Source organism: Ferrimonas sp. (assembly GCF_048263965.1).
Taxonomy (GTDB): Bacteria; Pseudomonadota; Gammaproteobacteria; order Enterobacterales; family Shewanellaceae; genus Ferrimonas.
Genome location: NZ_JBLXDO010000022.1, coordinates 50,950 through 73,492, shown reverse-complemented (window position 1 = coordinate 73,492; position 22,543 = coordinate 50,950). Strand labels below are relative to the sequence as shown.

23 protein-coding genes are annotated in these 22,543 nt (G+C 58.2%); 7 read left to right on the top strand and 16 right to left on the bottom strand.

Annotation, left to right across the window (positions count from 1 at the left end; all coding sequences use genetic code 11):
* Positions 1-116: 116 nt before the first annotated feature.
* The 14 genes from ACN0RV_RS16455 to ACN0RV_RS16390 form a co-directional block, all read right to left on the bottom strand.
* Positions 117-1,532, bottom strand: coding sequence for a flagellin (locus ACN0RV_RS16455; protein ID WP_417349274.1), 1,416 nt, complete (start codon positions 1,530-1,532; stop codon positions 117-119).
* A gap of 256 nt (positions 1,533-1,788) precedes the next feature.
* Positions 1,789-2,994 (bottom strand): flagellar hook-associated protein FlgL, encoded by a 1,206-nt coding sequence (gene flgL / locus ACN0RV_RS16450; RefSeq protein WP_417349272.1) that lies wholly within the window; start codon positions 2,992-2,994, stop codon positions 1,789-1,791.
* A 9-nt stretch (positions 2,995-3,003) separates the two neighbouring features.
* Complete coding sequence (flgK, locus tag ACN0RV_RS16445; protein WP_417349270.1) at positions 3,004-4,929, bottom strand: flagellar hook-associated protein FlgK; 1,926 nt, start codon at positions 4,927-4,929, stop codon at positions 3,004-3,006.
* The gene (gene flgJ, locus ACN0RV_RS16440; protein WP_417349269.1) at positions 4,929-5,897 is read right to left on the bottom strand and encodes a flagellar assembly peptidoglycan hydrolase FlgJ; all 969 of its coding nucleotides are present in this window, start codon (positions 5,895-5,897) and stop codon (positions 4,929-4,931) included. Before flgJ ends, flgK begins: the two co-directional genes overlap by 1 nt.
* A gap of 8 nt (positions 5,898-5,905) precedes the next feature.
* The gene (locus tag ACN0RV_RS16435) at positions 5,906-6,991 is read right to left on the bottom strand and encodes a flagellar basal body P-ring protein FlgI (RefSeq protein WP_417349267.1); all 1,086 of its coding nucleotides are present in this window, start codon (positions 6,989-6,991) and stop codon (positions 5,906-5,908) included.
* Between the two features lie 9 nt (positions 6,992-7,000).
* A complete protein-coding gene (gene flgH, locus ACN0RV_RS16430; RefSeq protein WP_286341918.1) occupies positions 7,001-7,672 on the bottom strand; it encodes a flagellar basal body L-ring protein FlgH in 672 nt (223 codons plus the stop codon).
* A gap of 10 nt (positions 7,673-7,682) precedes the next feature.
* Positions 7,683-8,471 carry a flagellar basal-body rod protein FlgG gene (gene flgG, locus ACN0RV_RS16425; RefSeq protein WP_028110201.1) on the bottom strand — a complete coding sequence of 263 codons (789 nt, stop codon included), beginning with the start codon at positions 8,469-8,471 and terminating at the stop codon, positions 7,683-7,685.
* A 23-nt stretch (positions 8,472-8,494) separates the two neighbouring features.
* Complete coding sequence (gene flgF / locus ACN0RV_RS16420) at positions 8,495-9,235, bottom strand: flagellar basal-body rod protein FlgF (protein WP_417349264.1); 741 nt, start codon at positions 9,233-9,235, stop codon at positions 8,495-8,497.
* Between the two features lie 165 nt (positions 9,236-9,400).
* A complete protein-coding gene (gene flgE / locus ACN0RV_RS16415) occupies positions 9,401-10,786 on the bottom strand; it encodes a flagellar hook protein FlgE (protein ID WP_417349262.1) in 1,386 nt (461 codons plus the stop codon).
* A gap of 12 nt (positions 10,787-10,798) precedes the next feature.
* Positions 10,799-11,488, bottom strand: coding sequence for a flagellar hook assembly protein FlgD (locus tag ACN0RV_RS16410; protein ID WP_417349260.1), 690 nt, complete (start codon positions 11,486-11,488; stop codon positions 10,799-10,801).
* A gap of 11 nt (positions 11,489-11,499) precedes the next feature.
* On the bottom strand, positions 11,500-11,952 hold the full coding sequence (gene flgC, locus ACN0RV_RS16405; protein ID WP_417349258.1) for a flagellar basal body rod protein FlgC: 453 nt from the start codon (positions 11,950-11,952) through the stop codon (positions 11,500-11,502).
* A 2-nt stretch (positions 11,953-11,954) separates the two neighbouring features.
* The gene (gene flgB / locus ACN0RV_RS16400) at positions 11,955-12,353 is read right to left on the bottom strand and encodes a flagellar basal body rod protein FlgB (protein WP_417349256.1); all 399 of its coding nucleotides are present in this window, start codon (positions 12,351-12,353) and stop codon (positions 11,955-11,957) included.
* Between the two features lie 79 nt (positions 12,354-12,432).
* A complete protein-coding gene (locus ACN0RV_RS16395) occupies positions 12,433-13,260 on the bottom strand; it encodes a CheR family methyltransferase (protein ID WP_417349254.1) in 828 nt (275 codons plus the stop codon).
* Between the two features lie 4 nt (positions 13,261-13,264).
* Positions 13,265-14,188, bottom strand: a complete 924-nt coding sequence (locus ACN0RV_RS16390) for a chemotaxis protein CheV (RefSeq protein ID WP_417349252.1) — start codon at positions 14,186-14,188, stop codon at positions 13,265-13,267.
* Positions 14,189-14,348: 160 nt separating this feature from the next.
* On the opposite strand from ACN0RV_RS16390, the gene flgA reads away from it, so the two are divergent.
* The 3 genes from flgA (at position 14,349) to flgN (ending at position 15,837) form a co-directional block, all read left to right on the top strand.
* A complete protein-coding gene (gene flgA, locus ACN0RV_RS16385; protein WP_417349250.1) occupies positions 14,349-15,026 on the top strand; it encodes a flagellar basal body P-ring formation chaperone FlgA in 678 nt (225 codons plus the stop codon).
* Positions 15,027-15,104: 78 nt separating this feature from the next.
* Positions 15,105-15,413 carry a flagellar biosynthesis anti-sigma factor FlgM gene (gene flgM, locus ACN0RV_RS16380; protein WP_417349248.1) on the top strand — a complete coding sequence of 103 codons (309 nt, stop codon included), beginning with the start codon at positions 15,105-15,107 and terminating at the stop codon, positions 15,411-15,413.
* Positions 15,406-15,837: a flagellar export chaperone FlgN gene (gene flgN / locus ACN0RV_RS16375; RefSeq protein WP_417349246.1), complete on the top strand. Its 432-nt coding sequence runs from the start codon at positions 15,406-15,408 to the stop codon at positions 15,835-15,837. The genes flgM and flgN overlap by 8 nt, the downstream gene beginning before the upstream one ends.
* Before the next feature lie 63 nt (positions 15,838-15,900).
* On the opposite strand, the gene ACN0RV_RS16370 is transcribed toward flgN, so the two are convergent.
* On the bottom strand, positions 15,901-17,019 hold the full coding sequence (locus ACN0RV_RS16370) for a flagellar assembly protein T N-terminal domain-containing protein (RefSeq protein WP_417349244.1): 1,119 nt from the start codon (positions 17,017-17,019) through the stop codon (positions 15,901-15,903).
* Between the two features lie 130 nt (positions 17,020-17,149).
* Between ACN0RV_RS16370 and ACN0RV_RS16365 the strand changes: the two genes are divergently transcribed.
* Together ACN0RV_RS16365 and ACN0RV_RS16360 are read left to right on the top strand one after the other, a co-directional pair.
* Positions 17,150-17,770 (top strand): FlgO family outer membrane protein, encoded by a 621-nt coding sequence (locus tag ACN0RV_RS16365; protein WP_417349242.1) that lies wholly within the window; start codon positions 17,150-17,152, stop codon positions 17,768-17,770.
* Positions 17,767-18,207: an LPP20 family lipoprotein gene (locus ACN0RV_RS16360; RefSeq protein ID WP_286341906.1), complete on the top strand. Its 441-nt coding sequence runs from the start codon at positions 17,767-17,769 to the stop codon at positions 18,205-18,207. The genes ACN0RV_RS16365 and ACN0RV_RS16360 overlap by 4 nt, the downstream gene beginning before the upstream one ends.
* A 90-nt stretch (positions 18,208-18,297) precedes the next feature.
* Here ACN0RV_RS16360 and yfbV read toward each other — a convergent pair whose 3' ends face one another.
* A complete protein-coding gene (gene yfbV / locus ACN0RV_RS16355; protein ID WP_417349240.1) occupies positions 18,298-18,744 on the bottom strand; it encodes a terminus macrodomain insulation protein YfbV in 447 nt (148 codons plus the stop codon).
* A gap of 271 nt (positions 18,745-19,015) precedes the next feature.
* Between yfbV and ACN0RV_RS16350 the strand changes: the two genes are divergently transcribed.
* Both ACN0RV_RS16350 and pta read left to right on the top strand, forming a co-directional pair.
* A complete protein-coding gene (locus ACN0RV_RS16350; protein ID WP_417349280.1) occupies positions 19,016-20,212 on the top strand; it encodes an acetate kinase in 1,197 nt (398 codons plus the stop codon).
* A 56-nt stretch (positions 20,213-20,268) separates the two neighbouring features.
* A complete protein-coding gene (gene pta, locus ACN0RV_RS16345) occupies positions 20,269-22,404 on the top strand; it encodes a phosphate acetyltransferase (protein ID WP_417349238.1) in 2,136 nt (711 codons plus the stop codon).
* Positions 22,405-22,543: the final 139 nt, after the last annotated feature.

Below are 22,543 nucleotides of genomic sequence, written 5' to 3'. Positions count from 1 at the left end.
TTGTTTGGCGACTACACAATAACCTTTCCAGCCGTTTTCGTATCTAGTTCCCGCTAATGTGCGAAGAACCTAAAAAAAGCCCGGTAGAACCGGGCTTTTTTTGAGGTCGCTTGCTGTTACAGCAGGGACAGAGCTGCGGAAGGCAGCTGGTTGGCCTGGGCCAGCATCGCAGAGGAGGACTGAGACAGAACCTGCTGCTTGGACAGCTCGGCAGTTTCTTTGGCGAAGTCCACGTCCTGGATACGGCTACGGGCGTCAGATACGTTGGTCTGAATGTTACCCAGGTTGTTGATGGTGTGGTTCAGACGGTTCTGAGTCGCACCAAGGTCAGCTCGCTGAGTGTCAATCTGAGCGATGGCCGCATCGATGATGTCGATGGAGTTCTGGGCACCACCAGCAGTGGAGATATTGATGCTGGCAACACTCTCGAAGCTGGCGTTGTTGGTACCGGCACCGGCAAATTCAGTTGCACCGGCGTTGGCGAAGGAGAAGGACTCGGAACCAGAGATCTTCACTTCACCAGTCTTCACGTTGGCACCGGCCAGAGAATCAGTGCCATCCAGTTTGAATTCAGCGGCAGTAATAGTACCACCAAACACAATGTCTTCACCGTCGGCGTTGGACAGAGTCAAGGAAGACTTGTCAGACGGGTCGGCGAAGGAAGCGGTCACACCAGAAGAACCGGTTACACCGTTGATGGCTTCAGCCAGGGCTGTCAGGTCGCTGGAGCTGGACAGGTTGTAGTTTACAGTCTGACCATTCAGGGTCATGGACTGGGCACCGGTGCTGGCCACGTCACTCAGAACTACGTCATTGGACGCTTCAGCTTGGGCGGTCATGCCCTGGGCCTGAGCGGCGGTGTTGATGGCCGTAGCGATGTCCTTAGCGGAATCACCAGCACTCCAGGTAATGGCACCAGTGGTCTTGCCACCTTCAGTCAGAGTCAAGTCAGTCTCAGCGCCGATACCGTTGGTTGCAGCAACTGTGTCCATAGCTGTACCAGTCAGAGACATAGAGTTACGACCGATGGAGGAGGCGCCTACGTTGGACAGAGAGATGGACATGGTCTGATTGGAGTCAGCACCAATTTGGAAATTCTGAGAACCGTAAGAACCATCCAGCAGTTTCTGGCCACCGAATACGGTGGTGTCGGCGATACGGGTCAATTCTGTTTGCAGAGCGCTGATCTCTTTCTGCATGGAAGAGCGGTCTTCTGCAGAGTTGGAGCCGTTAGCAGATTGCAGGGACAGGTCACGCATACGCTGCAGGATGTTGGTGGATTCCTGCATGGCACCTTCAGCGGTCTGGGCGATGGAGATACCGTCGTTGGCGTTACGCATTGCAACATCCAAACCGTTGATCTGGCTAGTCATACGGTTGGAGATCTGCAGACCTGCAGCGTCGTCCTTAGCGGAGTTGATGCGCAGACCGGAGGCCAGACGCTCCATGGAGGTCTTGGTCGCCATGTTGGCCTTGTTCAGGTTACCTTGAGCCTGCATTGAAGTGACGTTGGTATTTACACTTAAAGCCATGATGTCTTCCTCGTTAACTCGGGCGTTATTGCCTTAATTGTCGCGCCGAGTTGTGTGGCGCGTCCTGGTTTCAATAAGGGTATCGGCGGCGTTTTTCAGTCCTTTAGCCCTTTTTGCATTTTTTCCAAAAAAACACAAAAGAACAATATCCCTTACATTTCAAGCACTTAAGTTCAGGCATAAAAAAGCCACCGAAACCAGACACAATCGCGTTCGATTTTGTGATCCAGTTAACAGTGGCTCTTGCGGACGAACTCTAGATGAAGTCGAACAGTGTAGTGCTGTTGACCCTGCCAAAGGTCTGAGTCAGGGCATTCATCGCCAGGGTCTGGCGCTCAAACTCGGAGATGGCCGCGGCGTAATCCAGATCTTCCAGATTGGATTTCACCCCTTCCGACACCAGCTTCATATCCGAGTGCTGGTTTTCAAAGGTGTCCAGCGCTTTCATGCGGTTGCCCACCTCGGCACGCACCCCGGTGGCGTGGTTGAACACCTCGGTGATGTCGCCCAGGAGCTGGCCATACTCCGCCTGCGCCTGGGGACTCTTCAGCCCCTCTTCCGATTCCAGCATCTCGATGGCCCGGTTTATGATGCTGAAGGGATCGCGACTCTCCTGCTCCGCCATGGAGAGGCTGTCGCCGATGCTGGGATCGCCGCTGATGGTCACTTCGATGCCATCGAAGGCCAGGGGCTGAGTGGGATCAAACGCGGTGGGGCCGGTCACCAGGGTGCCGCCATCGTCATACACCTCATAGGCCACATTACCGGCACCGTCATCAACGAAATCAAAACGGTATCCCGGGGCCTGGGTCAGTGCCGGATTGACCACCTCGGCGCTTTCCACAAAGAACTTCTCGGTCATGGTGGCGCCGACATAGTCGGCCTGATAGTCACCACTGGCGATGGGCACATTAAAGAACACCTCGTCACCGGGGTCGTTCACTGGCAGGGTCACCCCGTCGCCGATGGTGGCGGTACGCTGGCCGGAATTGCCCACGTAGGTCACCACGCCGCCCGCATTCACGAAGGGCTGGGTGTCGCTGGCGGTGCCGGCGAACAGATAGTTGCCCGACTCATCTTGACTGTTGGCCAGAGACACCAGGGCATCCAGATTGGAGCGCAGATCGCTGGCGTGAACCTTGCGGCTGTCCCAGGAAAGAGAACCGTCGTTGCCCTCTAGCATGACATCTTTCATGCCCATCACCAGAGTCTCGTAGGAGGCCAGATAAGGTTCCTCCTGTGACAACCGGTTGTTGGCCAGGTTGATGTTGGCCTCGTACTGAGCCAGAACCGCAGATTGCTGCTTGAGGTTCTCGATGGCGATGTTGGCCACAGGGTCATCGGCGGCGGTGCTCACCTCTTTGCCACTGGAGAGCTTCTGCAGCGTCTTGTTGTTCTGCGATTGCAAGTTGGTCAGGTTGTTGGTGTTCAGGTTATAGAACTGAAAGGTGGAAACGCGCATCCCCGCCCCCTATCGCAGTGAACTGAAGAGTGTGTCGAAAGTTTCTTTGGCGACGGTCATCACCCGGGCAGAGGCCTGATAAGCCTGCTGGAAACGCATCAGATTGGCCGCTTCCTCATCCAGGTTCACACCAGACTCGGACTCGACTCGATTCTGCGCCTGGGCAAACACTGATTGCGCCGAGGTCATTGCCACCTCCTGGGCGGCCGCCTGGCTGCCCACCTCGGTGATGATTCCCTGGAAGGTATCCGCCAGGGTGGACTTACCCCCATCCTGCAGCTTGATGTTGGGAATGTTCCCCATGGCTACAGCGTTGGCGTTGTCCCCCACCGCAAAGTCCATATTCAGCTTGAAGCTGCTGGTGGCGGTGGTGTTGTCCTCAATCTTTACCGAAAACCCAAGGGCGGAGATGGTATCGCCGGTATAGACACCATTGGCGAGGGCATTCCCGTCCTTGTCCGTCATGGTGTAGGTGTTCTGTCCCGGAGGAGCAGAGGTTGGGTCATTAGGGGTGATCGACAGGTTGACCTCCCCTGAAGGAAACGAAGCGTTGGTCCTGTCTACGGAGACCAGGGTGGCTTCGCCGTCACCGGCGGTGGTTTCCTTGGTGTACCCGGCGGCCGCCAGCGCACTGGGGTTGTCGATCTTCAGGCTGAGTCCCTTGGCCGCGTTGGCAGTAGGCATCAACGCCCACTTGTCTCCGGCCACGGGAGCCCCACCACTGGTGTCCTGAATGATGCTAAACCCTTCTGCCGAGACAAAGCGGTTGGCATTATCCGGGTCGGCGGTCAGGGTGCTGGTCTTACCGTACTCATCGGTGATCTGGTAGTTAGCCCCGTCCCACACCAGGGTGTATTTCCCCCCGGTCAGAGCACTGGTGTCGTCGATTAAGACATTCATTTCAGTGCCGCCGGCATTACTGCCAGAGGTCGAACTGCGACCAATAGACATCTCTGGGCTATTGATGTCAGCAAACAGATTCTGGCCCACGTTGCCATCCAGATCGAACCCGTTGGCCTGGGCGGTGTTGAGTGCATCCGCCAGCCCCAGGGCCATCTTGCCCAGATCGCGCTCAGCGGGCAGCAAGACGTTATCACGGTAGTCCATCAGTGCCTGAAGCTGTCCGCCAACATCGCGGCCATCCAGGGTGATCTTGTTCTGACCGGTATCGACGGTGTAGCGAAGTTCATGACGCACCGGATCCCCATCGGTGGTGCCGAGTTCCAACTGGTTGGGGCCGGACACCAGCATGGCGGCGCCGCCCATCATCACGCTCTTCACCCCGAAGTCCTGCTCAATGACGTTTACCTGGACATAGTCATTGAGCTCAGTGATCAGCTGATTCTGGTAATCCAGCAACTGCAGGTCCTCGCCTCCCACCTTCATCAGCTGCCCGTTGATGTCCGCCAGCTCTTTGGTGATGGCGTTTACCCGATCCACTGTCACTATGACCTGCTCGTTGGTCTGACGCAGTTGGGAGGTCAACCCTTCGGCTACGGTATCGAACGCGCCCTCCAACTGCCCCAACGCAACCAGCACGTTATCCCGGGCACTCAGGTCATTGGGGATGTCCGCCATATTGTTGATGGCTTTGAAGGCGTTATTCGTGGACTCGGGAATGGCATCGCCGGAAACAGAGAACACCTGGTTGAGCTCGTCCGCTTTGCGCCAGGACATGTTGGCGTAGGAGAGCTGACTGGTGGACAGATGTAACTCGCGCATGGCGTAACTGTTGTAGATACGCTTGACGTCAGCCACATAAGTTCCGGATCCAGCGAAGCTGCCAGCGATAAACAGTGACTGAGAAGTACGCTGCTCAGCCACCTGACGGGAGTACCCTTCGGTACCGACGTTGGCGATGTTATTCGAGGTGACCTGCATCTGCTTCTGGGCGGCCATGACGCCAGAGCGGCCGATATTCATCAAGTCTGCCATTATTTACTCCCTTGAGAGGAGGACACCGCCCCCTCCATCAAACGCTTCATCACCTGCAGTACCTTGTCGGCATACTGAGGATCGGTGGCATAACCAGCCTGCTGCAAGCCACGGATAAACCCTTCGTCGTTGCCCGAATCCAGCGCATCCTGATAACGCGGCCGGCGAACAAAGTCGACGAAGTCCTGAAAACTCTGTTGGATGTTGTCATACACCCTGAACTCGGAGCGCCTTTTCACCGGCACCCCCTGCTCGACCTCAAGGGCATTGATCTTGACGCTGTCGCCCTGCCAGCTGCTGCCCGCCTTGATGTTAAACAGGTTGTGGCTGCTGCCCTCTTTGGAGGGGAGCACCTTGCGCCCCCAGCCAGTCTCCAGTGCCGACTGGGCCACCAGCAGCTCGGGGCTGACCCCCAGCTCCTTGGCGGCTTTGCGTGCCTCTGGCATCAGGCTGTTGACGAAGCTCTGTGGTGAGGAGAAGTCCACCGGGTTGATGGCCGCGGCCAGAGGTGGACGGGGCGCCTCCTGGGCAACCTTAACAGGCTGGGTCTCTGCTGCTGGCTCCGCCCTGGAGGCCGGGTTGGCCGCAGAGGCCAGCGGTGCATGAGGGGCGATGCCATTGTTGGAGCCGCGCAGCATCGACGCCGGTGTCAGGCTCTCATCCCCCCCCAGTTGGGCCACAATCAGTTCCGCCAGCCCCAGGGTGCCTTTACCAGCCAGCTCACTGACCAACTGCTGGTCCTGCATATCCCGGTAGAAGTTGGTGGTCTGGCTGTTAAACGGCGAGTCGCTCTCAAAGGCGGCATTGGCACTGCGCATCTCCTTGAGCATCATCCCGAGGAAGATCCCTTCAAACTGCAGTGCCACCTCCTCCAGGGAGGCATCCGGATCCGCCTGGGCCTTCTGCCTCAGGTCATCCATGGCTGCCAGGTCCAGGTAGTGCTGATTCTGCTGCTTCAAAGGATCCATGTTGCCGCCTAGATGATGATCAGTTCGCCGCGCAGGGCGCCGGCCTGAGACAGGGCTTCGAGGATGGCCATCAGGTCCGAGGGCGCGGCCCCCACCTGATTCACCGCCCGTACCAGTTCGTCCAGGGTGACGCCGGGATCAAACTTGAACATGCGACGGGCAGACTCGTTGACGCCGATGCTGCTCACCGGGTTGTTCACCGTGTTGCCGCCGGCAAAGGCGCCAGGCTGAGAGGTGCTGAAGGCCTCGCTGATGGTCACGGTGAGGCCACCATGGGTGATGGCCGCCGGCAGCAGACGCACCTCGCTGCCCACCACTATGGTGCCGGTGCGGCTATTTACGATCACCTTGGCAGACTCCTCTGCCGGCTCCACATGGAGATTCTCCAGGGTGGCCAGGTAGGCCACTCGCTGAGAGCGATCACGGGGAGCAGAAACCTGAATGGAGGTGGCGTCCTGGGCGCGGGCCACACCCGGGCCGAGCAGGCCGTTGATGGTGTCCGCCACCCGTTTGGCGGTGGAGAAATCCGGGCGGTGCAGGTTAAAGGTAAGGAAATCCCCGTTGGCGAACGGACTGGGCACACTGCGCTCGACGATGGCGCCGTTGGGAATACGGCCCACAGTGGGGGTGTTCTGAATCACCTTGGAGCCATCAGCGCCCTCGGCGGAGAAGCCGGACACCACCAGACTGCCCTGGGCCAGTGCGTACACCTTACCGTCAGCACCTTTGAGGAAGGTCTGAATCAGGGTGCCGCCACGCAGGCTCTTGGCACTGCCCACAGAGGAGACGGTGACATCGATCTGCTGGCCGGGCTTGATAAAGGGAGGCAGGGTGGCGTGCACCGCCACCGCCGCCACGTTCTTGGTCTTGGGGCGGGTACCGGGCGGCAGGTTAATGCCGAAGTTGGAGAGCATGGTGGCAAAACTCTGCTCGGTGAACTGTCCCTTCTCACCGGTACCGGGCAGACCCACCACCAGGCCATAGCCGATCAGTTGGTTGTCGCGGACACCCTGAACATCGGTGATGTCCTTCAGACGCATCGCCTGAGCCGGCAGGGCCAGAACCAGAGCCATCAGTACGGCAAAGAGTCTCATCCTACTCTCCTAGAAGGGCCACAGGGGACCGTTGAAGAAGGCGGCCAGCCAGCCGGTCTTCTGGGATTCAGCAAAGGTGCCGGTACCGCTGTACTGGATGCGGGCATTGGCGACACGGGTGGACTCCACGGTGTTGTCCGGCTTGATGTCCCGGGGACGAATCAGGCCGGTCAGACGGATGTACTCTTCACCGTCGTTGATGGTGATCCACTTTTCCCCCCGAATCACCAGGTTGCCGTTGGCCAGCACCTGCAGGACGTTCACTGAGATGGAGCCATTGAGGCTGTTGCTCTGATCCGCGTCGGCCTCTTTGGAGAGATCCAGCTTCTCCTTGTAGTTGAGATCCAGAGTCTGACCGTTGATGGTCACCGGGCCACCGCCGGCGGTGATGGGATCGAGGGACATGGAGTTGTCCTTCTTCATCTCATTGGTGGCGCTCTTCTTGGCCTTGGTGGCCTCCACCAGCTCTACGGTGATCACGTCGCCGACCCTGTGGGCCTTGATGTCGGAGTAGAGCTCGTTGGCGTAGGCATCCTGATAGATGGAGCCGGTGTTGACCACCTGGGTCGGAGGCAACTCGGGGTAAACCGGGGCGTAGTAGGGATCATCCGGAATCGGGGCACCGGGCGAGGTGCACCCTACCAGGGTGATCAGGCTAGCTGCGGCTATCCAGTGTCTCATCTAAGGCTCCTTAGAGTTGCTGGTTCAGGTTGGCCAGCATCTGATCCACGGTGGAGATCACCTTGGAGTTCATCTCGTACACCCGCTGGGCTTCAATCATGTTCACCAGCTCCTCGGTCACATTGACGTTGGAGGTTTCCAGGGCGCCCTGACGGATGGAGCCCAGACCATCCAGGCCGGGTACACCGGCGATGGGCGCGCCACTGGCGCCGGTCTCAAGGAACAGGTTCTGACCGATGGGCTCCAGACCACTGGCGTTGACGAAGTTGGAGATCTCAATCTGACCTACTACCACGTTGGCCGCCTGGCCGGGAACTCGGACCGACACCTCACCCTCGGAGGAGACGGTCACCGACTGGGCATCTTCCGGGATGACGATGCCTGGATCCAGCACGTAACCGGAACCCGGAGTCACCATCTGCCCCTCTTCGTCCAGGGTAAACTGACCGTTTCGGGAGTAGGCCTGGGTACCGTCTGGCATCTGAATTTGGAAGAAACCGGGGCCGTCGATCATCAGATCCAGGCTGTTGTTGGTGGTTTCCATGTTGCCCTGGGAGAAGATGCGCTGGGTGGCCGCCACCTTAGTGCCGGCGCCCAGGGTCAGGCCGTTGGGCAGCTCGGTGTTCTGGGCGCTGATGCCCCCAGCCTGGTTGATGGTCTGATAGAGCAGGTCCTCAAACACGGCGCGGCTCTTCTTAAAGCCCACGGTGCTGGCGTTGGCCAGGTTGTTTGAGATGTTGGAGATTTCAGTCTGCTGAGCGTCCAGGCCTGTTTTACTGATCCAAAGTGCCGGTTGCATACTCTTTACCCTTTAAATGTCCGTTACACCCGCAACAGTTTTGCGGCTGACCTGTCGTTCTCTTCGGCGGTTTTCATCATCTTCAGTTGCATGTCGAATTGACGCTGCATCTCGATCATGCCCACCAGTTCATGTACCGGGCTGACGTTGCTGCCCTCGACAGCACCCGCCACCAACTCCACCTCTGCATCGGGCAGGTAGGCTTCGCCGCCAAAAGCACGGAACAAGCCATCTTCGCCCTTGGTCAGAGTATTGATTGGCGGGTTAACCATCTGAAGCTGGTCCACCTCTTCCATTGCGTTGGCCGGTGCGCCCTGAGGGCGCACGGTGATGATGCCGTTGGTGGCGATCTCCACCTTCTCTACTGGAAGAGGCAGGAAGATAGGGCCTGCTGCACCCATGATGGGGCGGCCCTGGGCGTTGGTGAGCATGCCACCTTCGTCGATCTTCAGCGAGCCGGCACGGGTCAGGGCCTCGTTGCCCTGCTCATCCTCGACCACAAACCAGCCTTCACCCTTGATGGCCACGTCCAGGCTTCGCCCGGTCGTCTTCAGGCTGCCGGCATCGAAGTTACTGGCCGGACGCTCATTCATGGCGAACACCCGGGTGGGCAACCCCTCACCGAACGCCTGCATGCTGCGCGCCTGATGCAGATCCGCCTTGAAACCGTCGGTTCGGGCGTTGGCCAGGTTGTTGGCATGCACGCCCAGGGCGTACATGTTCTGGCTGGCGCCTGATGCGGCGATATAAAGCATCTTGTCCAAGGGTGACTCCCACAGTCGGCAATGACGTTAACTAGCCAAGGGAATGCAATAGCTATGCCAAAATCAAAATCGCAGCAATATGGCGGTTCAGGGGGGATTCAGAAATGAAAGGAGGGGAACAAGGGGAAAGGGGTTGCCGCCCCCGGCAGGGGCGGCAATCCAAGCTTAGCGGATCTGCAGGATGTTCTGCTGCAGCTGGTTGGCGATATCCAGGGCACGGGAGTTGGCCTGGAAATTACGCTGGGCGCTGATCAGGTCCACCAACTCGGTGGTCAGGTCGGTATTGGACTGCTCCAGGGCGGCGGAGTTGATAGCACCGAAGGTCCCTGTGTTGGGTTCACCCAACAGGGCTTCGCCGGACGCCTGACTCTGCTTCCAGGAGGTGTTGCCCTGTTGGGTAAGACCCTGCTCATTGGCAAAACGCGCCAGAGCCACCTTACCCAGGGGCACTTCGGTACCGTTGGAGTAGGTCGCACTGATCAGGCCGTCGGCCGCCACTTCTACGTTGGTGAGTCGACCTACGGTGGAGCCGTCCTGCTTCAACTTGGTCACCTCAAACTTGGAGGCGTACTGGGTGGGGTTGTCCATGCGGAACTCCACCCGCTGGGTACCATCGGCCCCCGGGCCAATCACGCCAGCACCTCCGGCCACAGTCCCCAAAGCCACGGTTTGAATCATGGTGGGGTTGGAACCAGTGTAGTTACCGGTGTCATCAAAGGTCAGTACCGCCGCAGTATGGCCACTGGCGCTCTGTGCGGCCACCCCCAGGTTGTCTGCGGTGCCATCACCGTCGGTGTCCTGATCCCAGGTGCCATTGATCGAAGCACCTGCGGCGTCACCGATATTCACCGGTTTGTCATCCATGGTGAAGAAGGTCAGCCACTGGTTGTTGCCGGTTACCGCACCACCAGGTGGTTTGACAAAATACTGGGTCATGATGTGCGGCTCACCCAGGGAGTCGTACACAGTCACCGAGGTGGCGTTGTTGTAGGTGGTCGGATCCGTGGGGTCGAAGTTGGCCGGATCATGGGAGATGTCCCCGGCATTCACGTTGATGGACACATCCACTACGGCGGTCTTCTGAGGCTGACCGGCGGTCTGAGGAATCTGAACAGGTGCAGTCGTCGACAAACTTACGGAGGAAACGGAACCATCGTCGTTCACCGGCAGGGCCATCAGGTAGTTACCCTGGGAGTCCACCATAAAGTCGTCGTCGTTCAGCTTGAACGCACCGGCACGGGTGTAGTTATAGTCCTGGGAACCAAACTCGGAGATGGTGACGAACATGCCGTTACCGTTAATAGCCAGATCCAGGGCGTTGTTGGTGAACTGCAACGACCCCTGGTGGAACTGCTGAGCGACCTGAGCGGTGGCCACACCACTGCCCACGTTGGTCTTGCTGTTGGTAAACAGGGAGTTGGAATAAACGTCGGCAAACTCGGCGCGAGACTCTTTAAAGCCAATGGTGTTCACGTTGGCAATGTTGTTCGACGTGGTATCCAGATCCTTCTGCGCGGCATTCAGACCGCTGAGTGAGATATTGAATGACATGCTCGTTCCTCGTTAAGAGCCTTCTGCGACCGCCAATACGTCAGACAGCTTAACGCCGCCGACACCGCGCAGATTCAGGACTGTATCGTAGTTGGCACCGCCCAGGGTCACGCTGCTGACGTGGCCATAGGTGAACACCGGTAGAGTATCGGTCTTGCCGCCAACCAGGGCCTCAGCGGTAAAGCTGTAGGTGCCCTCCGGCAAAGCTTCGCCGTCGGCATTTTTGCCGTCCCAGCTAAAGTCGACGTTGCCGCCATTGCCCACAGGCACTTCGAAGGTTCGGACAATCTGCCCTGCCCCATCCTTCACCTTCATGGTCATGTTCTGCGCCCCGGATGGGGTAGAGATCACGCCGGTGACCGGGCTGGCGCCGTCCGAAACCGCCTTGTCTGATGGGATCAGCACCTTCTGACCTACCAGGCTGCTGGCCTCAAGGGCCTGGCTGGAGTTCATCACGGTGTTCATGTTCTTGATCTCATCGTTCAAGGAGTTGATCCCATCAACGGTGGCAAAGGAGGACATCTGAGAGATCATCTGATCGTTGTCCACCGGCTTGAAGGGATCCTGCATGGACAACTGCTGAGACAGCAGGGAGAAAAAGTCTTCCTGAGTCAGAGCCTGGTTGTTGTCCTTGGTTGTGGGAGTCGCTTCTTGCTGCCACTTGAGGGAGTTTAAGTAACTGTTATCGATGGTATTACTCATCCAGTCCCCCTTTATTTACCAAGTCTGAGAGTTTGCTTAGCCAGGTTCTTGGCGGCGTCTGCCACCTCGACGTTGGCCTGATAGCTGCGGGATGCGGAGATCATGTTGGCCATCTCCTCCACCACGTTGACGTTGGGCTTGAAGATGTAGCCCTCTTCATTCGCCATGGGGTGGTCAGGGGCGTACTCCTGAATCAGCGGCTTGTTGCTCTCCACAATGCCGGCCACGCTGACACCACCCAGGGCTTCCAGCTCCTTGCTGATGCCGGCGCCATGGGGCCCATGCTGATGGGTAGCGAACTCCTCAAGGCGAGCGGCAAACACCGGCTCACGAGCACGGTAGGTGTCACCTGAGCTGCTGGAGACGCTGTTGGCGTTGGCTACGTTACTGGCGGTGGTGTTGAGGCGCACGTTCTGCGCCATCATGCCGCTGCCGGCAATATCGAGAATATTAAACAGGCTCATGGTTATTCACCCCGCAGCGCTTTGCGCATTCCCTGGAACTTGCCGCCGAGAAACTCGAGGGTCATCTGCTGTTCCAGGTTGTTCTGCATGAAGTTGTTGCGTTCAATGTTGACATCCACGGTGTTGCCGTCGCCGGTATCGGGCTGCAGCGGCACTCGGTAGGCCAGGCCGCCAATGGGCTCTCTGCCGATGTTGAAGTGGTCTTCGTGAGTCTTGGACATGGAGATGCCGCCCTGGGCGGTTTTGGCCTGACTCAGGGCCTGATCGAAGTCCACATCCTGGGCCTTGTAACCTGGGGTGTCAGCGTTGGCGATGTTGTTGGCCAGCACTTCGGCACGCTGGGAACGGATCCCCAGGGTGTGTTGATGAATGCCCAGTGCTTTATCGAACGAAATGGCCATCTTTGCCTCCTAAACGCAGTCTTGCCCTAGAAAAGCAAAAGGCGTGCCAGTGGCACGCCTTTGTTGATAAAAAGAGAGGCTATCGCTTTCTATGTATGATTCCAGCAGGGAATCTGAGCATTTCGAACTGGTCGGTGAGACCGGCAAGGGACTCGGAGGCACCCAGCACCAGATAGCCACCCGGGTTCAGGGCGGCAGCAAATTGCCGCAGGATCTTGCCCTTGTCCTCCGCAGAGAAGTAGATGAGCACATTGCGGCAGAAGATCACATCAAACTTGCCCAACAGGGCATAGCTGTCCAGCAGATTGAGCTGACGGAAATTGACCATGCGCTGCACGTCATCCCGGACCTTCATCCCCTTGGGGGAGGGCTGGAAAAAGAGGCGGCGGCGCTCCGGCGACAGGCCCCGGGTCAGGGCCAGCTCGTCGTACTCGCCGGCCTTGGCCTGATCCAGGATCTGGGTGGACAGGTCGGTGGCAACAATGTCCACGCCGTTCATCAGCATTCCGGGGCGCTTCTGCCGGGTCTCATGGACCACCATCGACATGGAGTAAGGCTCCTGGCCTGAGGAGCAGGCGCTGGACCAGATGCGGATAGAACGTCCCAACTTGGCGAGTTCGGGCAGAAGTTCATCCGCCAGCAACTGGTAGGGATAGTTATCGCGGAACCAAAAGGTTTCGTTGGTGGTCATCGCCTCAACGACGGCGGTTCTGAGTTTGCTCTGCTCAGGACGCATCGACTGCTTCACCAGGTCGGACAGACTGTCCAGACCAAAGGATTTCATCAACGGACTTAGGCGGCTACGTACCAGATATTGCTTGTTGTCCCCCAGTACGATACCGCACTGCTTCTGCAGGAAGGCGGCAAAGGTCTGGTATTCCGTAGGAGCTAAGGTTTTGGTTGGCACCGAATCAGGCCTCTTTCAGGTAGCGATCGATCGCTCCTGCCAATTCATCAGGATTAAATTTGGCGATGAAGTCGTCTGCACCCACCTTCTTCACCATGGCTTGGTTGAACACGCCGCTGAGGGAGGTGTGCAGGATCACCTTCAAAGAGGTGAGCTTGGGGTTATCCCGAATAGACGCGGTCAGGGTGTAACCATCCATCTCAGGCATCTCGATGTCGGAGATAATACCACCAAATACCTCGCCGATGTCCTCTTTATCTTTGACCATCTCCTCCAGCTTACGCAGGGCTTCCAGGCCATCTTTGGCCAGTTCGATCTCCAGGCCCAGTGGCTCCAGGGCGCGAACCACCTGCTTGCGGGCTACGGAGGAGTCATCCACCACCATGATGCGGCGCTTACGCTCGGAGATAGGGCTGAGGTTGGCCGCGACATCGTCACTGATGTCGGTCTTGGCCGGAGTGATCTCGTCGAGAATCTTCTCCACGTCCAGAATCTCGACCAATTCATTATTAATGTCGGTAACGGCAGTCAGATAGTTGCTGCGACCACTGCCCTGCGGCGGTGGCATCACGGCATCCCAGTTCAGGTTAACAATGCGCTCGACACCCGACACCAGGAAGCCCTGAACGGAGCGGTTGTACTCACTGATGATGATGAAGCAGTTTTCCACATCCTGAGTGGGACGGCCTCCAATCGCAGCAGACATGTCGATAACGGAGATGGTCTGGCCACGGATGTGCGCCACACCCCGAACCAGGCTGTTCAGACGAGGCAGGCTGGTCAGCTTAGGACACTGCAGCACCTCCCGAACCTTAAATACATTGATCCCAAAGGTTTGCCGGCCATTGAGCCGGAATAGGAGAAGTTCGAGGCGATTCTGCCCGACCAGCTGGGTGCGCTGGTTCACCGAATCTAAGATGCTAGCCATTGGTGGAGTCCTTATAAAAAGCTAAAACAAAGGCACAGATATTGCTGCACACCCAACCGACAAATTGTTGGCACCGGAACATTTGATATGATGCAGCTGCGTTGTATCAATTTCCCCAAGCGTGTTCAAGTATAGGTTATCTGTTCGGTGGTTAATTTCCATGAAGCTGTATGCATTCTTACTCTCCCTGCTCTTTAGTGTGTCGGCACTGGGTGAAACTTCTTTAGACATGATCGAAGAGGCCGCTTCCCAGTATGCCCTCGGCGTGATCGAGGTGCCGGACGGGGCACGTATCCAGGTAACCGCCAGCGAACTGGATAAGCGCCGTCACTTCGAAAGTTGTGACACCCCCCTGCAGGCCGAGGCCCCGGCAGTCAAAGGCAACACCCGCTACCTGACCGTTAAGATCCGCTGCGAAGCCCCCGAGCCCTGGCTGGTGTATGTGCCGGTTCAGATCGCCCTGGAGTACCCGGTACTGGTGGCCAGAATGGCTCTGGGACCCAACACCCTGCTGGACGAATCCATGGTGGAGCTCAGGTACGTCAACAATAACAGCCTGCGAGGGAGTCATTTCAGTTCACCAGATGAGTTGAATGGTGCCAGACTAAAAAGACGCGCGGCGGCAGGTCAGGTAATCACCAAACGCAATGTCTGCCTAGTGTGCAAAGGGGATCCGGTCACCATCGAAGCCAACAACGATCACCTCTCCATTCGCACCTCAGGTACCGCCATGAGCAGCGGCTCCATAGGCGACGCCATCCGGGTCCAGAACAGCCGATCCCGGAGAATGGTGGATGCCTACGTCACCGGAGTTGGCCATGTGCGGGTGAAAATGTAAAAATTACCCTAAAGCTTCTGGCCGTGCGGCCGATACCAGTGTCAGAAGAGCCCAAATACACAGCGACGGAGCCACATTATGGCTATCGACATCAACAAACTGAGCAGCGGTACCGCAGGCCTGCAACCGGCCCGGCGGGCGGTGACCCAACAAAGTCAGCCCGAAGGGAGCAGCGCTCAGGCTGCCGCCAAGGGGGATGAGGTGAAGCTGACCCAGGAAGCCCAGCAACTACAGCGGGCGGAGAAGGTGATGCAGGAGACCCCAGAGGTTAACAGCTCCAAGGTGGAAGCCTTGAAGCAGGCGATCTCCGAAGGTCGCTACCATGTTGACCCAGACAAGCTGGCTGCCAACCTCTCCCGTTTCGAGAGTGAACTGACTGGTGAGTGATACCGGCATTCACGCCTTGATTGGCGCTCAGCAAGAGCGCCTGTCTACCCTGCTGCGCCTGTTGGAGCAGGAGACTGACGCATTACTTGAGCGGGATGCGGACAAAATTGAAGCCCTGCTCAAACAGAAACTGGCGCTGCTGGACCAGATTGCCGGCGGCGACAAGGCACTGGAATCGCATCCGCAGGTGGCTGACATCAAGGCGGACACCGACGCGATGGCCGGGGTGACCCGCTGCCGCGAGACCCTGGCGGAGTGCCAGGTGAAAAACCAGCATAACAATCAGCTGGCTGACCAGTCTCTGGCCAGCCTGGGTCGCCTGCAGCAACTGCTTAATGCCACCCGAAACCCTAATGCCCTGACCTACAACCAGGAAGGCTCCACCACCACGGGCGGACGCCTGGGCAAGGTGATCAAGGCCTGAAGGTAAACAGTTCAAAAAGAGAAGCCGGCGATGAAGCCGGCTTTTTTTATGGCATCAGGCCCATTAGCGCCTATGTGCCTGGGCCCGCACCATATCCATGGGCTGCCAGCGAGTGTAACTGGAGCCCGGCATCAGGGTCCCCACCGCCTGCTCCAGCTGCACCTGTTGAATCACCAGGATATCTTCGGAGTCCGGGTCACGATTCCACCACCCCAGTTCCCCCTGCTGGCGGTTCTGCAAAGAGACCCGATCCCCCACCCGTACACCATGGCGGCTACCCAGGTTGATGGTGACCCGCTCCTGATCCACAGAGAGCACCCGTCCGTGAAGCGGACGACAGTGCAGGGTGCCGTCGATGTCCTGGGCCATGGCCACCACCTGCTGGCGAATCTGCCTGCCGTAGTCACTGTTCCAGAAGTGGCTGGAGCCCAGCTCCACCGCGTCGCTGCGCTTGAAGGGCCAGTCGCCCTGGGTGCGGTAGCGCTTATGCCAGATCATCTGCCCGGTCAGGCCGTCATAGATGTTGAGGTTGGCCCCGAAGTAGCGGTTGCGGTCATCTTCAAACCACCCCAGAGTGGTCTCATGAGGATCCAGTGTCAGATCATCGATGGAGATGGCCACAATATACTGACTGTTGTCGTCCCGGCTCATCTCCCTGGCCCACTGCTCGCCGTATTCCTGGTTCAGCTGACCAAAGCTGACGCTGATGTCACTGCGCTCATGGGCAAACAGAGAGGTGGCCTCGCCATTGATGGTGTTGGCCAGCAACCGGGTCAGTGCGGCATCAAACTCATAGAGGCTGCCCGGTACCAGGTGCTGCCGATGCACCACATCGGCCCGTGGCAGAGTCAGGGCAAAGCGAAAGCCGGCGCCGGCACACTGATTGCCCACGGCGCGGACATCCGCTCTCAGGGTCACCTCCAGAATGCCGTCACCGATCGATTCAGACAGCAGCTGATACTCCCCTACCTGAGTCAGTTCCGTGGCTGGCCCCAACACGCCGTTTACCATGATCTCGCCCTGGCCAGATTTCGCCAACGCGTTCCGAATCGCCTCCTCCCGCGCCTTGGTCAGGTCATCATTGCCTATGGGGGCGCTGCCGCTCAGGGTCAGCCACTGGGCCGAAACCGGTGCCGCCAACAGGCAGACACCGAGCAGAGCCAGGTGTATGGGGTTAGACATCGCTTTATCGTCCTCAATGCAGTTGGCGTAAATAATGCAATGACTGTGCCTACATTTGCCACTAAAGCGCCGGGCTTCTTGGCCGATATGATACAGAGAACCGTGAATGCCCAAGCCACTGGAGATAGCGATGAAAAAGGCCATAGGCGTCCTGTGCCTGTTTTTGTGGGGCTGTGCCACCCCTCCGGCAGAGCCACCGCCACAATACAGTGTGAGCGGCAAAGGTTTGCCGCACAGCAGTGCCGTGATTCATCTGGCCCAGCGCATCGCCGAAGATCTTGAGCGCAATCACGACCTGCCGGACAAGACCAAGCTTATCGCGGTCACCACCCCGGTGTGGCTGGATGAGCTGGAGAGCAGTGGCCGGCTCGCCCTGCAGCTGGGTGACGGTCTGGTTGGCGCCCTGCACCAGAGAGGGTTCAACCTGGTAGAGCTCAACAGCAGCCAGCAGATTCGGGTCTCCAAGCAGGGCAACCTTATTCTCAGCCGGGATTATGAACGGCTGCAAGCCAGCCTGCCGGTGAGCCAGGTGCTGATTGCCACCCTGAGCCGGGACAGCAGCGGGGTGATCATCAACAGTCGCCTGGTGGATATCGCCAACAACAGGGTGGCCTCCACCTCCCAGGCCTTTCTTCCCTGGCAGGAGTCCTCCGGCTACCTGGAGCAGAGCAACAGCATCACGGAACAGGGTGGCCTGCTCTACCGACAGGAGCAACCAGGAAGAACACCGGTGAGGGAGGTAAACCCATGAAACGACTCGCAGCCGCTGCGCTAATTTTCCTGGCCGGGTGTCAGAACAACGCTTATGTGGAGTATGAGCCTGTCCCACCCCAGGAGTTTCCCATACTCACCGCCAAAGGGATCGCCCCCATCTCGGCCCAGTTGGGCGATAACCGGGACCTGAAGGTGCAGCAGGCGATGCGGGCGGCCAAACTGGATGCCTACCGGGAGCTGGCAGAGCAGATCTATGGGGTGAGGGTGTCAGGCACCGGCCGGATGGACCAGCAGCTGCTGCAGAGCGACCAGTTCCAGACCCAGGTGGATGGCCTGGTGCGGGGTGCCGAGGTGGTGCGCATCTACCCTGTGGGTGACAACTATGTTGCGGAGCTGAAGCTGGACTATAAAAAGGTGTGGCAGCTGTATCAGCAGGCGCCGAGGCAGAGAATCAAAAACGTGATCTATTACTGATAAATTGGCGACTGACGCCTTATTAGTGAATAAAACTGAAAAGCGGAGGCCGATGCCTCCGCTTTTTTGTGACCTGGATCCGATCGAGTCTCAGTGTCGATCCAACCTGTGCCACTCTCCGTTGTCCAGTTTGTTAAAAACTCGTCGGAGCAGTTGGGCCATATTCAGGTAGCGGGCACGGGCCCCGAGCGGGGCAATCTGCTCCCCCGCTTCCAACATGCGCGAGCGCAGGTCATCACACCAGGCGACCAGCTGTCTGGGCAGCAGTTGCTGGGAACGCCAACCCAACCAGTACAGGCCCTGAAGGGGCAGGCTCAGCAGGAACAGGGTACTGGCGACGATCTGAGGCAAGCTCTCGGGCCCCAACCACTGAAGCTGAAACCACAGGCAAAACACCGCCACCGGAGGCATGACCCGGATGGCCAGTTCAGTGGCTTTTATCACCCTGTACTCTGGAAACAGAGGGGCCAGCTGAACCGCTCTGGGCCACTGTTTCATGTAGTGATTGCCACATCTCAGTGTTTCAAAAAAGGTCATGCTTCACTCTCCTTTATACAACGGGAGACGGATCACAGATTCGTTAAGTGTATCACGTCCTGATTCCGCTTCTTCAGAAAAGTATGGGTAAAATGGTCATACCTTTCTAGGAAGATGGTTGAATTTCGGCCCATTAGGGGACCTGAAAATGCGACATCGGTCGCAGATACAGCGGGTCTATACTGTAACTTCTTACCATCTTCGGTCGTTATCGACTTAACCGCCCCAGGGCGCAGTCGGTTGTACGCAAGTAAATCACTTAGGTGTATGAATAATGAGCAAACTTGTTCTCGTTCTTAACTGCGGTAGCTCCTCCCTGAAATTCGCCGTAATCGATGCAACTAACGGTGACGAGCACCTGTCCGGTCTGGCAGAGTGCTTCAACCTCGAAGATGCCCGCATCAAGTGGAAGCTGGATGGCAACAAGGGCGAAGCCGCCTTGGGTGCCGGTGCCGCCCACTCCGAGGCTCTGGACTACATTGTTGGTACCATCCTGGCCAGCAAGCCTGAAATGGCTGACCAGCTGGTTGCCATTGGTCACCGCATCGTTCACGGTGGCGAGAAGTACACCAAGTCCATGCTGATCACCGATGACGTTCTGGCCGGCATCGAAGAGTGCGCTTCCCTGGCTCCTCTGCACAACCCAGCTCACCTGATCGGTATCCGCGCTGCCCAGGCTGCCTTCGCTGCCCTGCCACAGGTTGCCGTATTCGACACCGCTTTCCACCAGACCATGCCTAAGGTTGCCTACAGCTACGCCATCCCTCAGAAGCTGTACCGTGAGCACGGCATCCGTCGCTACGGCATGCACGGCACCAGCCACCTGTTCGTATCTGGCGAAGCCGCCAAGGTACTGGGCAAAGAGGTTGCCGACACCAACGTTATCACCTGCCACCTGGGCAACGGCGGTTCCGTAACCGCAGTTCGCAACGGTCAGAGTGTTGACACCTCCATGGGTCTGACTCCTCTGGAAGGCCTGGTAATGGGTACCCGTTCCGGTGACCTGGATCCTGCCATCATCTTCCACCTGGTAAACAACCTGGGTTACACCCTGGATCAGGTGAACAACATGCTGAACAAAGAGTCCGGCCTGATGGGTCTGTCCGAGAAGACCAACGACTGCCGCGGCATCGAAGAGGGTCACGCTGAGGGCGACGCTGGCTGCACCCTGGCTCTGGAAGTGTTCTGCTACCGCCTGGCCAAGTACGTGGCTTCCTACACCGTGCCTCTGAAGCGCGTTGACGCCATCGTATTCACCGGCGGCATCGGTGAGAACTCCATGCTGATCCGTGAAACCGTTCTGAACAACCTGGCCATCTTCGGTTACGAAGTGGACGCCGAGAAGAACGCTGCTGCCCGCTTCGGCAACGACGGCATCATCACCAAAGACGGCTCTCCCGTTGCCATGGTTATCCCAACCAACGAAGAGTTTGTTATCGCCAGCGATTCTCTGGCTCTGATCTCCTGATCCAATGAAGTACACTGAGCCACGCAAGTGGCTCAGTCCTTTTTAAGAGGTATTTTATGTCTCGCTCTATCATGTTGATTCCGGTAGGCACAGGCGTCGGCCTGACCTCCATCAGCCTGGGCATGGTCCGCGCCCTTGAACGTCAGGGTGTCAAGGTCAACTTCTACAAGCCTGTTGCTCAGCAACGCCCCGGCGATACCGGCCCAGAACGCTCCTCCACCATTCTCTCTACCTCCCCCACCATCAATCCACCAGAGCCCTACTCCATGGATCACGCCCAGCAGCGCATCAGCGCCGGCGAGACCGACGTGCTTCTGGAAGAGATTGTTGCCCGGGTGAAGTCCGGTGATGAGGGTACCGAGGTACTGATCGTTGAAGGTCTGGTGCCTACCCGCAGCCACCCCTTCGCCAACACCCTGAACAGCAAGACCGCCAAGACCCTGGATTCCGACATCGTGTTCGTAATCAACCCGGGTGCCGACAGCGCGGCCCAGGTGCAGAAGCGCCTGGAGATCATCCTCGATGAGTTCGGTGGTAAGAAGAACAAGCGTATCCTGGGTGCCATCATCAACAAGATCGGCGCACCTGTGGATGAGCGCGGCCGTGCCCGCCCAGACCTGTCCGAGGTGTTCGAGCACGACCAGGTGGTTCGCGGTGACCACGCTGACATCTTCCAGCTGTCTGCCAACTCCCCGATTCCAATTCTGGGTGCGGTACCTTACAACCTGGATCTGGTTTCCCCACGCGCCTCTGATCTGGCCAAGCACCTGGGTGCCCGCCTGATCAACGCCGGTGAGATGCACTCCCGTCGTCTGCGTCGCGTCAGCTTCTGTACCCGCGCCATCCCCAACATGGTGAACCACCTGCAAGCGGACACCCTGCTGGTTACCTCCGGCGACCGTTCCGACATCGTGGTTTCTGCCTGTCTGGCCGCCATGAACGGCACCAAGATTGGTGCCCTGATGCTGACCGGCGGTTATGAGCTGGAGCAGCAGGTTCAGGATCTTTGCGCTCAGGCGTTCGACACCGGCCTGCCGGTGATGATGGTGGACACCAACACCTGGCAGACCGCCCTGAACATCCAGAACTTCAACCACGAAGTGCCTGTTGATGACTCTGCCCGTATCGAACTGCTGCAGGACTACGTTGCCGGCCACATCGATCGCAAGTTCATCGAGAACATGGCCAGCGATTCCAAGCGCGAAAACCTGCTGTCTCCAGCCGCCTTCCGCTACCAGCTGACCGAGTTTGCCCGTCGCGCCAACAAGCGCATCGTGCTGCCTGAAGGCGACGAGCCGCGTACCGTTAAGGCTGCCGCCATCTGTGCCGAGCGTGGCATCGCCAAGTGTGTACTGGTCGGTAACCCCGATGAGGTTCGCCGTGTGGCTGCCCAGCAAGGCGTGACTCTGGGTGACGGCATCGAGATCGTGGATCCTGAGACCGCCCGCGAGCGTTACGTTGCTCCGATGTGTGAGCTGCGTAAGAGCAAGGGCCTGACCGAAGTGGTTGCCCGCGAGCAGCTGTCTGACAACGTGGTACTGGGTACCATGATGTTGGCCGAAAATCAGGTAGACGGTCTGGTATCTGGCGCAGTTCACACCACCGCCAACACCATCCGCCCGCCTCTGCAGCTGATCAAGACCGCACCTGGCGCCTCCCTGGTGTCCTCCGTGTTCTTCATGCTGCTGCCTGACCAGGTTCTGGTGTACGGTGACTGTGCCATCAACCCGGATCCAAACGCCGAGCAGCTGGCTGAGATTGCCATCCAGTCCGCCGACTCCGCCAAGGCCTTTGGCATCGAGCCTCGCGTTGCGATGATCTCCTACTCCACCGGCAGCTCCGGCCAGGGTGCAGACGTAGAGAAGGTTCGCGAAGCCACTCGCATCGCTCAGGAGAAACGTCCTGACCTGATGATCGACGGCCCGCTGCAGTACGACGCGGCCATCATGCCTAACGTTGCTGCTTCCAAGGCCCCTGACAGCCCAGTAGCCGGTAAAGCCACCGTGTTCGTCTTCCCCGACCTGAACACCGGTAACACCACCTACAAGGCGGTTCAGCGCTCTGCAGACCTGATCTCCATCGGTCCTATGCTGCAGGGCATGCGCAAGCCCGTGAACGACCTGTCCCGTGGCGCCCTGGTGGAGGACATTGTCTACACCATCGCCCTGACCGCCATCCAGGCCGACGCATAAGACGAAACTCAGGTTTCGTCAAAAAGCTGCCCCCAAGGGCAGCTTTTTTTATGTTTGCTCTCCAATGAAGCCCATATTCTCCCCACTTCACAACGCCTTTTTGTCAAACCGGATCCAGTGAGCTTTTTCACAGTATCTG

What these genes read in the sequence shown, in the direction of transcription:
- ACN0RV_RS16455 (WP_417349274.1), bottom strand. Translation starts at nt 1,532, where the DNA reads ATGGCTTTAAGTGTAAATACCAACGTCACTTCAATGCAGGCTCAAGGT.
- flgL (WP_417349272.1), bottom strand. Translation starts at nt 2,994, where the DNA reads ATGCGCGTTTCCACCTTTCAGTTCTATAACCTGAACACCAACAACCTG.
- flgK (WP_417349270.1), bottom strand. Translation starts at nt 4,929, where the DNA reads ATGGCAGACTTGATGAATATCGGCCGCTCTGGCGTCATGGCCGCCCAG.
- flgJ (WP_417349269.1), bottom strand. Translation starts at nt 5,897, where the DNA reads ATGGATCCTTTGAAGCAGCAGAATCAGCACTACCTGGACCTGGCAGCC.
- ACN0RV_RS16435 (WP_417349267.1), bottom strand. Translation starts at nt 6,991, where the DNA reads ATGAGACTCTTTGCCGTACTGATGGCTCTGGTTCTGGCCCTGCCGGCT.
- flgH (WP_286341918.1), bottom strand. Translation starts at nt 7,672, where the DNA reads ATGAGACACTGGATAGCCGCAGCTAGCCTGATCACCCTGGTAGGGTGC.
- flgG (WP_028110201.1), bottom strand. Translation starts at nt 8,471, where the DNA reads ATGCAACCGGCACTTTGGATCAGTAAAACAGGCCTGGACGCTCAGCAG.
- flgE (WP_417349262.1), bottom strand. Translation starts at nt 10,786, where the DNA reads ATGTCATTCAATATCTCACTCAGCGGTCTGAATGCCGCGCAGAAGGAT.
- ACN0RV_RS16410 (WP_417349260.1), bottom strand. Translation starts at nt 11,488, where the DNA reads ATGAGTAATACCATCGATAACAGTTACTTAAACTCCCTCAAGTGGCAG.
- flgC (WP_417349258.1), bottom strand. Translation starts at nt 11,952, where the DNA reads ATGAGCCTGTTTAATATTCTCGATATTGCCGGCAGCGGCATGATGGCG.
- flgB (WP_417349256.1), bottom strand. Translation starts at nt 12,353, where the DNA reads ATGGCCATTTCGTTCGATAAAGCACTGGGCATTCATCAACACACCCTG.
- ACN0RV_RS16390 (WP_417349252.1), bottom strand. Translation starts at nt 14,188, where the DNA reads ATGGCTAGCATCTTAGATTCGGTGAACCAGCGCACCCAGCTGGTCGGG.
- flgA (WP_417349250.1), top strand. Translation starts at nt 14,349, where the DNA reads ATGAAGCTGTATGCATTCTTACTCTCCCTGCTCTTTAGTGTGTCGGCA.
- flgM (WP_417349248.1), top strand. Translation starts at nt 15,105, where the DNA reads ATGGCTATCGACATCAACAAACTGAGCAGCGGTACCGCAGGCCTGCAA.
- ACN0RV_RS16370 (WP_417349244.1), bottom strand. Translation starts at nt 17,019, where the DNA reads ATGTCTAACCCCATACACCTGGCTCTGCTCGGTGTCTGCCTGTTGGCG.
- ACN0RV_RS16365 (WP_417349242.1), top strand. Translation starts at nt 17,150, where the DNA reads ATGAAAAAGGCCATAGGCGTCCTGTGCCTGTTTTTGTGGGGCTGTGCC.
- ACN0RV_RS16360 (WP_286341906.1), top strand. Translation starts at nt 17,767, where the DNA reads ATGAAACGACTCGCAGCCGCTGCGCTAATTTTCCTGGCCGGGTGTCAG.
- yfbV (WP_417349240.1), bottom strand. Translation starts at nt 18,744, where the DNA reads ATGACCTTTTTTGAAACACTGAGATGTGGCAATCACTACATGAAACAG.
- pta (WP_417349238.1), top strand. Translation starts at nt 20,269, where the DNA reads ATGTCTCGCTCTATCATGTTGATTCCGGTAGGCACAGGCGTCGGCCTG.